The 14,677-nt window shown below is 42.8% G+C and carries 11 protein-coding genes and 2 tRNA genes; 12 read left to right on the forward strand and 1 reads right to left on the reverse strand.

The genetic code is table 11. The features are described 5' to 3' along the window. Nucleotides 1-7: 7 nt before the first annotated feature. Complete coding sequence (locus tag FYJ52_RS04135) at nt 8-436, reverse strand: GtrA family protein (protein ID WP_154576000.1); 429 nt, start codon at nt 434-436, stop codon at nt 8-10. 162 nt (nt 437-598) lie between these two features. On the opposite strand from FYJ52_RS04135, the gene FYJ52_RS04140 reads away from it, so the two are divergent. The 12 genes from FYJ52_RS04140 to glf all read left to right on the forward strand — a co-directional run bounded on the left by FYJ52_RS04140 (nt 599) and on the right by glf (nt 14,659). Next, nucleotides 599-3,079 carry an RICIN domain-containing protein gene (locus FYJ52_RS04140; RefSeq protein ID WP_154576001.1) on the forward strand — a complete coding sequence of 827 codons (2,481 nt, stop codon included), beginning with the start codon at nt 599-601 and terminating at the stop codon, nt 3,077-3,079. A 122-nt stretch (nt 3,080-3,201) separates the two neighbouring features. Then, nucleotides 3,202-4,392: an acyltransferase family protein gene (locus FYJ52_RS04145; protein ID WP_154576002.1), complete on the forward strand. Its 1,191-nt coding sequence runs from the start codon at nt 3,202-3,204 to the stop codon at nt 4,390-4,392. Nucleotides 4,393-4,431: 39 nt separating this feature from the next. Further along, nucleotides 4,432-6,426 (forward strand): DUF6020 family protein, encoded by a 1,995-nt coding sequence (locus FYJ52_RS04150; RefSeq protein WP_154576003.1) that lies wholly within the window; start codon nt 4,432-4,434, stop codon nt 6,424-6,426. A 9-nt stretch (nt 6,427-6,435) separates the two neighbouring features. Next, nucleotides 6,436-9,111 (forward strand): DNA polymerase I, encoded by a 2,676-nt coding sequence (gene polA, locus FYJ52_RS04155; RefSeq protein WP_154576004.1) that lies wholly within the window; start codon nt 6,436-6,438, stop codon nt 9,109-9,111. Then, nucleotides 9,098-9,712 carry a dephospho-CoA kinase gene (coaE, locus tag FYJ52_RS04160; protein WP_154576005.1) on the forward strand — a complete coding sequence of 205 codons (615 nt, stop codon included), beginning with the start codon at nt 9,098-9,100 and terminating at the stop codon, nt 9,710-9,712. Before polA ends, coaE begins: the two co-directional genes overlap by 14 nt. 69 nt (nt 9,713-9,781) lie before the next feature. Further along, nucleotides 9,782-9,872: transfer RNA gene (locus FYJ52_RS04165), tRNA-Leu, on the forward strand. 5 nt (nt 9,873-9,877) lie between these two features. Further along, nucleotides 9,878-9,952, forward strand: a tRNA-Gly gene (locus FYJ52_RS04170). A gap of 125 nt (nt 9,953-10,077) precedes the next feature. Continuing rightward, the gene (locus FYJ52_RS04175) at nt 10,078-10,713 is read left to right on the forward strand and encodes a VanZ family protein (RefSeq protein ID WP_154576006.1); all 636 of its coding nucleotides are present in this window, start codon (nt 10,078-10,080) and stop codon (nt 10,711-10,713) included. After that, complete coding sequence (locus FYJ52_RS04180) at nt 10,710-11,204, forward strand: hypothetical protein (protein WP_154576007.1); 495 nt, start codon at nt 10,710-10,712, stop codon at nt 11,202-11,204. The genes FYJ52_RS04175 and FYJ52_RS04180 overlap by 4 nt, the downstream gene beginning before the upstream one ends. Before the next feature lie 2 nt (nt 11,205-11,206). Continuing rightward, on the forward strand, nt 11,207-12,646 hold the full coding sequence (locus FYJ52_RS04185; protein ID WP_154576008.1) for a hypothetical protein: 1,440 nt from the start codon (nt 11,207-11,209) through the stop codon (nt 12,644-12,646). Nucleotides 12,647-12,656: 10 nt separating this feature from the next. Further along, nucleotides 12,657-13,316 (forward strand): acyltransferase, encoded by a 660-nt coding sequence (locus FYJ52_RS04190; protein ID WP_154576009.1) that lies wholly within the window; start codon nt 12,657-12,659, stop codon nt 13,314-13,316. Between the two features lie 221 nt (nt 13,317-13,537). Then, on the forward strand, nt 13,538-14,659 hold the full coding sequence (gene glf, locus FYJ52_RS04195) for a UDP-galactopyranose mutase (protein ID WP_154576010.1): 1,122 nt from the start codon (nt 13,538-13,540) through the stop codon (nt 14,657-14,659). The last annotated feature ends 18 nt before the right edge of the window (nt 14,660-14,677 follow it).

Raw genomic sequence — 14,677 nt, forward strand, 5'->3', positions numbered from 1 at the left:
CTATAAGTTATTCTGATTGTCCCTTTTTAAAAACAAACAATTTACTAAAAACGTAGTTGCCGATGGTCACGACGACTTGAGAGATAAGTTTGACAATTTTGTCGTTCCCGCCAATGGTGGTAACGCCTATAAACATTACCCCCATATCCATCAATAGTGTTCCGACTCTTGATAAGAAAAAAGCCGAAGCTTCTTTAAGGATATTGGGGTTTTTGCTTTCAAAAACGTATTTACGATTGGTAAAATAAGCGAAAATAACAGCACAGATCCATGAAATGATGTTAGCTACTTGTAATTGAAAAGCGTTTTTGGGATTTAGAAAGGTAACAGTGCAAATATAATAAACACCGAGGCTGACAACTGTTGTCAATACGCCGACAATTAAATAGTTGATAATTTCTTTGTATTTAAAATAGAGGGACTTAATACTTCTCATTTAATTTCTCCTTTTTAAACAATGATCTTATTTTATTGGTATTTTCTTTTATTTTCAAGCATAATATAAAAATTAAGAATAGAGAAGATTCTTTACTTAAAAAAATTTTTAAAGTATAATAAAACTGTATTTTTATATAGTGAATTTTGAAAGGGTGGTTGTATGGGTGTTTCAAAACGAATAGCGAGAAATATTGTCTTTATTTTGGGCTTTCTTTTTATTTCATTATTTTTATTTATTCCGCAGTCTGTTAATGCAGCGGAAAGTTTGCCGGAAGACAGCTTCACAGCTCAAATATTAGTCGGCGATAAAGCAGTATCACGGGATAGTGATAATGTCATTGTTTTAGAAACCAATCAGTACAGCCAGGATCAGTATTGGGAATTCATTCCAATAGGCGGCGGACAATACAAAATAATCAATAAAGGAACGCAAAAAGCCTTAGATGTTAGCGGTGCATCGGATAAAAATGGTGCAAACATTCAGATCTATAGTGATAATGGATCAGACGCTCAAAAGTGGACTTTAAATCTTGAATCAGATGGCAGTTATACGCTCCAGCCAGCTTGCTCTGGTGACAAAGTGATGGATGTCACAGGCGGGAAAATTAATACCAATGGTACAAACGTTCAGCTTTACCAGGAAAATAATACCGTAGCGCAAAAGTTTAAAATTGTGATTGGAAATCCCGTTAATGGTTCCACAGATTTGGGAACAAACTTTTACGCGCGTTTGACTTCGTCAGGACGTTCACTATCAGTCACCGGTTCTAATGTTGTGATTGATAATACACAAATTTCTAAAAATCAAGTATGGAAATTTGAATTAAATAAATCGTCAAACACATATACAATTACATATTGTGCAAATAGAAAAGTATTAGATGTATTCGGCGCGATTGACAAGGATGGCACCAATATTCAGACGTATCCTTCGAATCAAACCAATGCGCAGAAATGGTATCTACTAAAACGAAGTGACGGCTCATATACCTTACGACCGGCAATGTCAGGCTCTCGAAGCGTAGATATCGCGGGCAATAGTTCAAATGTTGGTACAAATGTGCAATTGTATCGAATGAATAATTCAAGTGCGCAATCTTTTACTGTAGAGAAGACGATCGATGAACAACAGATGCCAACAGCAAATGTTGGAACGGGATTTGTTGCTAAGGTAGTAAATGCTGGAAATGGTAAAGTATTAACTGAAAGTGGTGACAGTCAAGTCGTTCAAACGGCCTCCAGTAATATCAAACAGCAGCTTTGGAAATTTGAATTAGTGGACGGTGTTTATAAAATCACTAATCAGGCTTCTGGCAAAGTTTTAGATGTGAGTGGTGCTTGGGATGTCAATGGCACTGCCATTCAAACCTATTCCTCAAATGATACAAAAGCTCAAAGATGGACGATTGAAAAAAACGGTTCGACCTACAATTTGAAACCGGCTGTTTCGGATCATCGTGTATTGGACATAAAAGATGGTTCAACTTCTGAAGGAGCCAAAGCCCAGCTTTACACGTCAAATGGGACAAAAGCGCAAGCCTTTACAATTGAGAAAGTAACTGATTCGTCTTCATATATTCAGGCTGTAGACATAGGAGACAATGTGACCGCTAGAATTACTAATGTGAAAAGCGGCAAATCACTGACAATCAACGGAAATGGGATTACACAAAATACTAAGTCGTCATCCTCTGATCAAGGCTGGATTTTTAAACGTAATGCTGATCTTTCCTACACAATTGTAAATGTAGGAAACAAATCTGAGGCGCTCGATGTTGTGGGTGGAGCAAACAAACAAGCATATGTCCAAGCCTATCCATCGAATAGTACAAAAGCGCAAAGATGGATTTTGGTCAGATCTGGAAATCATTATGCATTGAGACCAGAATGTGCGACAGGTTATGCCTTAGACGTTGTTGGTGCATCCACGAGCGATGACGCAAAGCTTCAGATTTATACCAATAACAATACGGCGGCGCAGCAATTTGACATCAACAAGGCTTCGACTTCGGAATTTGGTTCAGTCTATGCCGGCGGTTTAGGCTTCGATGTCTCAGAATGGCAGGGATACATCAGCGCGGATAACTGGCGCAAAGCGAAAAATGCTGGATACTCCTTTGCAATGCTGAGAATTGCCTGGGGCCATGCGGGAAATGGCGCGATGGACAAGCAATTCAATAACAATTATGAAAATGCGACAAAAGCAGGGATGCCCTTCGGCGTTTATGTGTACAGCTACGCAGACGACGAAAAAGAAGCGCGTCAGGAAGCGGATTACGCCATTAGCTTGCTGAATGGTAGAAGCCTAAAAATGCCGATTTGTATCGATTTGGAAGATAATCGTATTTCTTATTTAAGCAAAACGCAGCAGTCAAAGAATGCCATCGCTTTCTGTGAAGAAGTGAAAAAAGCGGGTTATACGCCGATGATTTATGCGAATCAGAATTGGCTTAATAATCATCTGGATTATAGCATGATTAAGAATTATAAGATTTGGTACGCGCAATATCCATATTCGTGGAATAACTCTTCGAAACCGCAATATAGTAATCATATTGATATTTGGCAGTACAGTGATCGTGGCAGTGTACCGGGATTGTCGGGCAGTATTGATATGAATAAGGCGTATTCCAATTTTTAATTAGGTTGGAAAAATAAAATGAGCCCTTTTACAAAAATAATGTAAAAGGGCTTTTCTACGTAATAATATATGTAAAAATCACTAAATTGGAAAGCAGAATAATATTGGTTAATGAGGTTGAGATGAGTATCATAGAAGAAAATAAAGAGTATATTTCTATCACATCAAATAAGAAATTTAATTATCAAATGTGTATACTTTCTGCAATCGGGATGCTGGCAGTAATGCTTGGCCATATGGGTGATTCATCCCAGGGGTTAATGACATTAAATGATTGGTTCCCGTATTATGCATATCATATGCCACTTTTTATCTTTATATCGGGCTATTTTTATAATCAAAACCAGGAAAAGCATTTTAGTAAATTTTTCTTGAAAAAAATTCGAACGATGGTTCTTCCTTTTTATTTAGTTAATGGTGCATTTTATTTACTTCAAAGTATATTAAAATTCAAGAGATTTGCTGCAATTGGAGATTCATTTTCGTTCAGAATATGGTTGGTAAATCCATGGGTAAGAGAACAACCGATTAATTTCTCTATACCAACGTGGTATTTAATTGCAATTTTTTTAGCTGAAATTTTTTATGTTTTATTACGAAAATTCACAAGTGAAATTTTCAAAAAAAATAGTAAAAAATATGAATTGATTTTATTATTCATTACGTTAGCTGTTGGATTGATAAGTGTTGTTATCGTCAAAAAAATAAATCCGCCAGAATATATGATCGTATATCTTCGTTCATTAATAATGATATTTTTTCTAGAAGTAGGCTATTTTTATAGATACTACCTTGAAGAAAGAATTCAGAAAATAAATAATGGCAAATATTTTGCAACTCTTTTTATAATTCAAGGGATAATAATCGTACTCCTACATGGTGACCTTGATTCGGGTCTTTGGGGAATAACAAATGGATTTCGATTTTACGGATTTGCTTTTTATATAGAGGGAATTATTGGTATTACCTTTTGGTTACGTATCTCAGAATTTATTGCTCAGATTCCTCAAAAGTTTAAATCACTAATTTTTATTGGTAAAAATTCAAAGTGGATTATGTCATTTCATTTGTTTGGGTATTTTGTAATGAATACATTAATTTATTTGGCGTTAAAAATCAGTGGAAAGATTTCTCAGAATGCTCTTTTTGATGTAGGAAGATATAAGACACAGATTTACTACTGTATTCCGAAAAAACAATTAGCTATTCTATACATATTGTTTGGGTTGGTTATTACTTTTGTTTTGATGAAAATTGGGTATTTTATTAAAAAGTGGTGGAAAAATTTTTTGATTCAGGCGAAGATTAGTTGAATTTATTTAAAAATTTAGAAAGGAATCCATTGGGTTAATATGACATTTTTGAAAATATCTTTAAAAAAAGTTCTCCTATATTTGGCCGCAGGTATTTATTTGTCTGCTGTTGTAACGTGGAATTATCAGCCGAAGCCGAATCAAACCACTACTTTTTCAGGCATTAACAGTTTTCTCAATGTTGCCTTTAGTTTTAACGGCTTTGGAGTGATAACAGCCTTCTTGTCCATTTTTTTTGCTGTCTCTTTGTTTCTGATTACGAGTCTGCAGCAAAAAAATGAATATCATCCATCATTCGGTCTCATTGTTGTCAGCATTATTTTCGGCATTTCAAATACATGCGGTCTTCACATGTATTACAATGGTCGCTTGCCTTTTAATTCGGGAAGTTTGACACTTTGCAGCATTTTTATCGCAATTGGATACGCCGTTATTTTCTATGAGATTGCTTATTGTATCTTTTTATTTTTTGATCACAATATGAATCTGCCAATTGAGTCTAAAACAAAGTTTACATTTATTGAGGAACACCCCTTCCTTTTCAGTGTTATTGTTATCAGCCTTTTTTGGCTGCCGTGGGTGATCATCTATTATCCAGCAAGTATGGATAACGATGTATTTTTTCAGATTGATACAGTAATTGGACAGTTGCCGCCAAGCAATCATCATCCTTGGCTGTCCAACTTAATGATTTCAACTTTTTGGCGTCTAGGAGCTGCCATTGGCAACCAAAATTTAGGCATTTTCTTGTTTGTCTTAGTGCGAGATACAGTTATTGTGTGCATTTACTCTTTTTGCGCATTTTTTGTCAAAAAATCAGGACTTCCGAAATGGGTGTATCTGGGAACAATTTTGTTTTACGCGATCACACCTGTGTGGGGTGCCTATGCGAAGCATGCTTTTAAGGATACGTTTGGGGCGGCTATCTTTTGTCTGTATATTTTGACGCTGATTGCATTGATTAATAAAGTTCAAAAAAAAGAAGACCGTCTTTACGATTATATCGCCAACGGGGCAGCAGGCGCTTTTGCGTCCCTCATGCGGAACAATTTCATTTATTGTATTCTGCCAGTTACATTGCTGCTCATCGTTTATTTTATGCGTCATCGTGTGAAAGTAATTAAAAGTGTCTTGCTTCTACTTTTGCTTTCCAGTTATTTTATTTTTAATTACAGTATTTACCATTTTGTTGGCGTTGTTAAAGGAAGCTCAACGGAAGCACTCTCGGTGCCGTTCCAACAGATTGCAAGAACCGTTCGAGATCACCGTGATGAACTTACAAAAGAGGATATTCACGAGATTCGTCACGTGATTTCTATAGAATCTGTTCAGAATTACGACCCATTAGTGTCCGATCCAATTAAATTTGCTTCCCCTTTAGCTGGTGTTTCTACTAAGCAGGCGATTCATCAACTGCTGCCAGTGTGGAAAAAATATTTAATGCGCTATCCCATGACGTATTTAGAAGCATTTTTGGGTGGCTCCTATGGTTATTACGCGTTTACACCGATTGGCAATTACAACGATGGTAATTGGAACAGCAATATGTGTATTTGGAATTGGCTTGGAACGCAATATTATCCTGATAATGTTTTTTATTTATCTCAGCCTAAAGTGTTAGCAGTACCCCGTGAAATTTTAGATAAATGGGCAGATCTTTGGGAACATTTGCCGGTTGTGAGTTTGACAAATGTAATTGCAGTATATACATGGCTTATTGTGTTAATTACTTTTTGGCTTTTGAAGACAAAAAATTATGTATTTGCACTGCCATGCGTGGCGATATTGCTGGTGGTTTTGACCTGTATAGCTTCGCCGGTTAATGGCTGTTTTAGGTATTTTGCGCCAGCTGCCGCCTCGTTACCGGCCTTAATTTCTTTAGTTGGTTATTCCAATGCCAAAAGGAAGCTGCTTCAGACATTACGGCTGGGGACGGATCAGAGCGATTCGAAAGCTAGTTCCAATCCCATTGGAACTGGAAAAGTCCAAACAGATATCGAAAATCATAAAGATCAAATTCAAAACAAAAAATAGGAGTAGAGAATGGATGCACAACAGAAGGCGATTTTAATTGACGGCAACAGCATATTGTTTCGGATGTTTTACGGCATCCGCGGGATGGCCAGCACCAAAGGTGTGCCGACCAATGCCATTTATGGTTTTGTCAAACTGCTTCAGCAGATTCAAACTGAAATGCGCCCAGATTATCTTGCCGTGGCTTTCGATTTGCCGGAGCCAACTTTTCGTCACAAGCAGTACGACGGATACAAGGCAGGGCGGGACAAGATGGCCGAAGAGCTGATCACGCAGCTGGATCTGATGAAAAAACTGCTGGCCGAGATGCAGGTGCCAGTGTTGACATTGGCGGGTTATGAAGCTGACGACATTGTCGGAACAGTGTCTAAGCATTTCGCACACAAGTCAGACCCGGTTTTAGCACAGATCATCACCGGGGATCGGGATTCGTTCCAATTGGTCGAAGATAACATCCATATTCTCTACACGACGACGCGCAGCGGCTCGCAATTTGAAGAAATTGATCCGGCAGCCATCGACGAAAAATACGGCATCGCTCCGATTGAACTCATTCAAGTCAAGGCGTTGATGGGCGACACCTCGGACAATATTCCGGGGATTAAGGGGATTGGCGAAAAGACGGCGCTCAAGTTTGTAAAAAAATATAAAACCGTAGATGGCCTATACGCCCATCTTGACGATTTAAAAGGCAAACAGAAAGAAAAAGTTGAAGCGGGAAAGGACAGCGCCTATTTGAGTCTGTTTCTCGGCCGAATCGATATCCAGGCGCCCATTGAAATCGACGAAGACGCGATGAAGATGCGGGATTTGTTTAATCCTGAGGTCATGGAGACGCTGAAAGAACTGGAATTTTCGTCCATCATTCGAAGTATCGAGCGCACACGCGGGCAAGAAAGCGCTGCGACAGATCAAGTTGCAAGTGTTTCCGTACCGTTTTCAAGTATTGATTCGGAAAAAGATCTGTATTTTGTTCAGCTGCAGCTGTCCAAGCTGGACCGTATTGCAATTCATTTTCGAAAAGAAGACGACTGCGCTTATTTGGCTTTTAGTGATTTCAAAAAGATTTGGGTGCTTGACGATCCGAAACTGATTGCGCGGTTTATCAGCGAATTTGACGACCTGCCCAATGCAGATGCCTTAGCCGTCACCGGTCACGATTTAAAAACGCTGATTCACGATTTTGAAACCTATGGCGCTCAGCTGGGGAATCTAGGGTTTGATTCGTATATTGCTGCTTATCTGCTCGAGCCAACAGACCGCCGTTACGATTTGTCGGATCTGGCGCTAAAATATCTCGACCGGCAGATTGTCGATGAAGAGACGCTATTTGGAAAAGGGAAAAAACGCAAGAAGCTTGCCGAAATTGAGCCAGGCGTTATGCGTGCTCAGATGGCAGCGGAATGTCAGGCCTTAGTCGACCTGCAGGAAGAGTTAGGGACGTGTCTGGAAGAAGCGGGCATGACCCAGCTGTACCGCGACATTGAGATGCCTTTAATCGCGGTGCTCGCCAGCATGGAAAGCGTCGGTTTTCAAATCGACGTGGACCAGCTGAAAGCGCTGTCCCAAACATTTGAAACCCGTATCCACGAATTAACCGATAAAATTTACGACGAAGCGGGCCAGACGTTTAATATCAATTCGACGAAACAGCTTGGACAAATTCTGTTCGAAGAGCTGCAGCTGCCAGCTATCAAAAAGACCAAAACCGGATACTCGACTTCGGTTGAAGTGCTTGAGCAGTTGGCGCCGTATCACGACATCGTGCCAGATATTTTGGAATACCGGACGATTACGAAATTGGATTCGACCTACGGCGCGGGATTGATTAAGTATGTCGATCCGCAAACCCATCGGGTCTATTCGCATTTTAATCAAACGGTCACGGCAACTGGACGCATCTCATCTTCAGATCCCAACCTGCAGAATATTCCAGTCCGTACGGATTTAGGACGGGAAATCCGGAAGGTTTTTATTCCAGAGGGAGAGGACCGCACACTTCTTGACGCGGATTATTCGCAAATCGAATTGCGGGTGCTGGCTCATTTGACAGGGGATCAAAATTTGATTGATGCTTTCATTCGAAAAGAGGACATCCACGCGAGAACGGCCTCTGAAATTTTCGGTGTACCCTTGGAAGCCGTCACGCGGGAACAGCGCAGTCACGCGAAAGCGATAAATTTCGGATTGATTTACGGCAAGCAGGCCTTCAGCCTCGGAAAAGAGCTGGGCATCGGCCGCCAGCAGGCTCAGAATTACATTGATATGTATTTTGCCCGCTATCCCAAGGTACAGGCCTATATGGAAGGCATTGTCGAGGAAGCAAGGGAAAAGGGATACGTGACGACACTATTTGGACGCAGACGCAATATCCCGGAAATTCAGTCTCGCAACGGCATGATCCGTAAAAGCGGCGAGCGCATTGCGTTGAACACCCCGATTCAGGGGACAGCGGCGGATATTATGAAGATGGCCATGATTCATGTGTATCGCCGACTTCAGAAAGAAAGCTTTCGCTCGCATCTGATTCTTCAAATTCACGACGAATTGATCATCGATGCGCCGAAGGACGAAGCAGATGACGTCTTAGCACTGCTCATTGAAGAAATGGAAAACACGGTGCAGCTGGCAGTGCCGCTGGTGGTCGACGCACATCAAGGAGAGTCGTGGTATGCCATTAAATAATGCAAAAACGATTGTCGTCGGGTTGACCGGGGGAATCGGTTCAGGAAAAAGCACCGTATCCAAAATGCTGCATCATCGGTTTCACTGGCCGATCGTGGATGCAGACGAGATGGCGCATCAAATCACAGCGCCTGGCGGCAAAGCCCTGCCCAAGCTTGTTGAAGCCTTTGGTCAAGAGGTGCTGACAGAAGCGGGCGAGTTGAACCGTGGACTGCTGCGCCAAAGGATGGCCGAAGATGCAGCAGTTAAAAAGCAGCTCGAGGCGATTCAGTATCCGATTTTGCAGCAGGAAATTCTTGACGCGATTGCGGCGCACCGCTGTCAGGGGGCACCGGTGGTCATTTACGACTGTCCGATGTTTTTTCAGACCCATCAGGAACAATACGTGGATCAGATCGTGGTCGTGGTGTGCCGGAAAACGACGCGAATCGACCGCATTGTCGCGCGCGATCAAATCGAGCGGGATTTAGCATGCCGAATGCTCGATTTGCAGATGGATGATCAAGAGATGATTCGCCGAGCAGATCTCGTGATCGACAACAGCCGGGACGCGTCGATACTAGAAAAAAACATCATGCTGATAAAATTTAACAAAAATTGAAAAAAGACTTGCAATTTAAAAAAAATCAGCTATAATAAATATTGTTCTGTTGTGAACGGAACAATGATTGCGAGGATGGTGGAACAGGCAGACACGCAGGTTTGAGGGACCTGTCGCTCCTTATACAGCGGTGAGGGTTCGAATCCCTTTCCTCGCACCATCGATGCGGAAGTGGCTCAGTGGTAGAGCATCGCCTTGCCATGGCGAGGGTCGCGAGTTCAAATCTCGTCTTCCGCTCCATTTTAAGATTACGCTCTTCTTCGGAAGAGCTTTTTTTTTGAAAAGAATCGGTCTTGATTCAGAAAGCATTGAATAAAATTATCTATAATGCAAAAACAAAGTTTAGATAGGCAGGGAAATTGAGCATGATGCATTTTTTTGATCTGCTGACCCGCGGCCTCAACACCTTGGCCGCGAAGTTGCAGCGGACGGATTTAAAGGCGTGGGCTGGCAACGTCTGGGAAGGTTATCATCCGGTTTGGACGCCGAACATGGTGCGGGTGGGGGTACTCATTCTCACTGTCGCATTGATCTGGGGAATCGTGCGGTGTGCGCGGCACAAGATTCGACTCAGTCAATTGATTTTCGGATGGTTGCTGGTCCTGTATTTGTATCTGATGTTCGGTTCGACGGTTTTTTCCCGAGTGCCGACGGCAACTTCACAGGCCAACCTCAATCTATTTTGGGAATACCGCAGCATGATGGCCATGCACAGCTGGTACTACGCCAAACAGATCTTTCTCAATATCGCGATGCTGATGCCGGTGGGATTTTTGCTGCCGCTGGCAAAGGGAAAGCGCTGTTTTGTTCAAACGCTGTTATTTGGATTTTTTTGCTCATTATCTATAGAAATGATGCAATACGTTTTTCATTGCGGCATGTTTGAATTCGATGATATTTTTAATAATACGCTCGGGACATTTTTGGGTTATATGATTTTCCGAATCATAATTCCTAAAAGAGCGATCGGCAGAAAAAAGGAGATAAGGAGAAAAAAATGATGTTGAAAAGATCGAAACTTTGGACAATCGGATTGATGACGGCTTTGGTTTTAGTCCTGGCAGGGTGCGGGCAGCCATCCGCTGCGACAACGAAAAAATCGAAAACATCCGCGAATGCGGCCAGTCATCAGTATGAACAAACTGCGCTTTTTCAGAATGTGTTCATGAAAAATCAAGGGGTCGTAGCAGAAAGCCGCTCTTACGACGAAACGCTGGAATCTTTGAACGACTTGGACACTGCAAGCTTTACCACAACCGGCGATCAAGCTAATCACAAGATTACGGTAACGGCCAAGGATGCGTCAACTCCGTCGGTGGTTTTCGGTTTTGACCAAGACAATTATTGCACGTCCATTGCGTTCAATATTGATGGCAAAAGTGCCTTAGTTGAAAACCGCGAGGGCACACCGAAATATTACAAAGTGACAGGTTCTGACCGCAGCGAAGTGAAATCCATCAAAAAGCTCCAGGCCTTTGTGAAAACGTGGTAGAAATGAAAGATAAACTCATTCGTTTTGTCAACACAGATTTGAACAGCTGGCTGTTTTATATTTCTTACAGCGTCTATTTGTTCGTTTCGATTATCAATACCTCTTTCTTTGTCGTCGACCACCAATTTACGATTGGGACACAATTATTAACATTCAGTATTCTTTTGCTGATGTGTAAGGAAATTATCAATACACCGCGATCAACCAATGAAAAATTAGGTGTCCTACTGGGGTTTACGTTTTTATTGGTGATCAACTTTACAATCGGGGACGTGGTGACCGATCATGTTACCTGGATTGTTGCCTTTATCATTTGCGCCCGGGATATTGATTTTGAAAAAGTGGTGAAATTGACCATTGTGATCAGTTCGATCCTGCTCGCCGTGATTGTGTTCAGCTCATTTTTTGGCATCATCGAGAATCATTTCGATTCTTACGTGGCGCGGCCGAGGCATTGGGTGGGATTCCGCTACGCGTCGTTTGGACCGACGCTATTATTTAATATCAGCGCCCTGGTCGTTTACATCCGAAAAGAAAAGCTGGGCAAAATAGAATTATTGACCTTGCTGCCGGCTAATATCGCGCTTTTCATTATGACGGATTCCAGATTGCCCTTTTACTTGACCCTTTTGGTTATGGCCTTTGCATATATTTCGGAATACCGGACGATTCCGGCAGAGAAAATGAAACCCCTATGGCTGTTCATGGTCGTCTCGCCGCTGATTTTCGGGGGCATTTGCCTGTGGATGGGCTATCACTACGATGCCAACATCCCAAAATGGTCGCAGTTAAATGATACGTTATCGGGGCGGCTGCGTCTGGAACACACGTCGCTTTTAACCAGAGGGATTAAGTGGTGGCCGCGGTCATTTCCAATGTCAACGGCCGGAGGTGTGTTTAATCCGGGCTACAATTTTATTGATTCCTTATACATATTAGTTTTGCAGGAATATGGAATCATCTTCAGCGTGCTCTTTATGGCTGTCGTCATTTACGGCCTTTGGAAGATGTATAAACGAGGCGAGTATTATCTGCTCTTTGTGTCAACCGCCTATACGCTTTATGCCATTATCGACCAATTAATCTTAGGGATTAATTACAATACGTTTTGGCTGGCATTGGGCGTTGCGTTGTTCGCCACTGAACACGACAAGGATTTCTTGACGGCCAACACGCGGCATATTCCAATTTCAGAAATCGAATCGATTATCGGTGGGGCGCCGTCGCGGCCCGGTGTACAAATATCCCGGAGAGCGGCCAGCCGCCGCGCAGCTGTGCAGCGGACGCCACTGACGACGAATCGGAAGAACCAAACATCAAGCCGGGCGCAATCATCCAATGCGCAGGCCGCAGAAATTGCCCGGCTGCTCAATCAACAGCGGCAAAGTAGTCCAACGGAAAAGACGACAAATCGTAATTCACGGCGTTACAGACGTCGATAGGAGAAAACAAATGATTAAAATCGAAGAACTTTATGATTTAACCCACACGCAGGCCGCGGCATATCTCAAAGGCTTCACCTATCCGTGGGAGGCGCTCGCGGGAATTAAAGATTTAATATATCAAATAGGTGAAACGCTGTCCCAAGATGAATACGATCATCCACAGGACGGGGTTTGGATTCACAAAACAGCTGAGGTTTTTCCGTCAGCCTATATCGGCGCGCCGTGTATTATCGGCGCTCACACCCAGGTGCGCCATGGTGCGTTTATCCGAGAATCAGCGCTGGTTGGAGAAAACTGTGTGGTGGGCAACTCCGTGGAACTTAAGAATGTTATTTTGTTCGACAACGTTGAAACCCCGCATTATAATTACGTCGGGGATAGCATTTTGGGTTTTCATGCTCATATGGGTGCTGGATCGATCACGTCAAATGTCAAGGCTGATCGCCAGAATGTGTGGGTCCACGACGGCGGCACCAATATTGAAACGGGCCGGAAGAAATTCGGTGCCATGCTGGGCGATTACGTCGAAGTGGGCTGCAACGCGGTGCTCAATCCTGGAACGGTCATCGGCCCTCACTCCAACGTGTACCCGACAACTTCGGTCCGCGGGGTGATCCCGCCGGACAGCATTGTGAAAAATTCAAAAGAAATTGTTCATAAGCGTTAATGTCAATTTGTGAATTGTAAAGAAAGTGTTATAATATGAGCAACGTTATTTCTTATATTGTGGCAGTCCTCATTGCGTTAATTGTGATCAGAATTGAATTGAAGCTGACAGGCTGCCTGATCAGATTATTCGTCGGACTTCTAGGAATTGCGCTTGTGATTGGAGCAGTTTCGGGTTTGATGAGCTTGATATAGCGTAAATTACGAGTTTTGGAGAACAGCATGAAATACGATTATTTGATTGTTGGAACGGGCTTGTACGGCGCCGTCTTCGCGCACGAAGCGAAGGCAGCGGGCAAGACGGTGATGATGATCGACAAACGGCCCAATATCGCCGGCAATGTCTACACCAAAAAGGTTGAAGGCATTCACGTTCACGAATACGGCGCGCACATTTTCCACACCAACAACGAAGCAGTTTGGCAATACGTCAACCGTTTCGCAACTTTTAACCGGTTTACGAATTCGCCGGTTGCCAATTATAAGGGTGAACTTTACTCGCTGCCCTTCAATATGTACACCTTCAACAAAATGTGGGGGGTCGTAACACCGCAGGAGGCCGCAGCAAAAATTGAAGCCCAGCGAAAAGAAGCGGGCATTACGGAACCGAAGAATCTGGAAGAACAGGCGATCAGTCTGGTCGGCACAGACATCTACGAAAAACTGATCAAAGGCTACACCGAAAAACAGTGGGGCCGCCCGTGCACAGAACTGCCGGCGTTTATCATCAAACGCCTGCCGGTCCGCCTGACTTTTGACAACAATTATTTCAATGCCCTGCATCAGGGGATCCCAATCGGCGGGTACACGCGCATGGTTGAAAACATGATCGCAGATGTGGACCGCATTGAACTGAACACGGATTATCTTGAAAATCGAGAAGCCTTCAACGCAATGGCCGATCAGGTCATTTATACAGGGCCGATTGACGCCTATTTCGATTACAAATTGGGACATTTGGAATACCGTTCGGTTCGCTTCGAAACGGAACTCTTAGACAGTGACAATTTCCAGGGCAATGCTGCGGTCAATTACACCGACGCAGAGACCCCATGGACACGGATCATCGAGCACAAGTGGTTCGAGTTTGGAAAGGACGAAAAGGGACAGGATCTACCCAAAACTGTAATCTCCAGAGAGTATTCATCAGAGTGGCAGCCTGGGGATGAGCCGTATTACCCGGTGAATGATGACAAAAACAGTGCACTTTACAAACAGTACAAGGCATTGGGGGACAACGAAGATCATGTTGTTTTTGGCGGCCGTCTCGGTGAGTATAAGTATTACGATATGGATGCTGTTATCGCTTCTGCCCTCGATCAGGCAAAGCAAATCATTCAATAATCAATGTATTGACCATTA

This window comes from Pseudoramibacter porci (assembly GCF_009696145.1).
Taxonomy (GTDB): Bacteria; Bacillota; Clostridia; order Eubacteriales; family Eubacteriaceae; genus Pseudoramibacter; species Pseudoramibacter porci.

Coding starts and splice junctions, on each gene's coding strand:
- FYJ52_RS04135 (WP_154576000.1), bottom strand. CDS start 436: ATGAGAAGTATTAAGTCCCTCTATTTTAAATACAAAGAAATTATCAAC.
- FYJ52_RS04140 (WP_154576001.1), top strand. CDS start 599: ATGGGTGTTTCAAAACGAATAGCGAGAAATATTGTCTTTATTTTGGGC.
- FYJ52_RS04145 (WP_154576002.1), top strand. CDS start 3,202: ATGAGTATCATAGAAGAAAATAAAGAGTATATTTCTATCACATCAAAT.
- FYJ52_RS04150 (WP_154576003.1), top strand. CDS start 4,432: ATGACATTTTTGAAAATATCTTTAAAAAAAGTTCTCCTATATTTGGCC.
- polA (WP_154576004.1), top strand. CDS start 6,436: ATGGATGCACAACAGAAGGCGATTTTAATTGACGGCAACAGCATATTG.
- coaE (WP_154576005.1), top strand. CDS start 9,098: ATGCCATTAAATAATGCAAAAACGATTGTCGTCGGGTTGACCGGGGGA.
- FYJ52_RS04175 (WP_154576006.1), top strand. CDS start 10,078: ATGATGCATTTTTTTGATCTGCTGACCCGCGGCCTCAACACCTTGGCC.
- FYJ52_RS04180 (WP_154576007.1), top strand. CDS start 10,710: ATGATGTTGAAAAGATCGAAACTTTGGACAATCGGATTGATGACGGCT.
- FYJ52_RS04185 (WP_154576008.1), top strand. CDS start 11,207: ATGAAAGATAAACTCATTCGTTTTGTCAACACAGATTTGAACAGCTGG.
- FYJ52_RS04190 (WP_154576009.1), top strand. CDS start 12,657: ATGATTAAAATCGAAGAACTTTATGATTTAACCCACACGCAGGCCGCG.
- glf (WP_154576010.1), top strand. CDS start 13,538: ATGAAATACGATTATTTGATTGTTGGAACGGGCTTGTACGGCGCCGTC.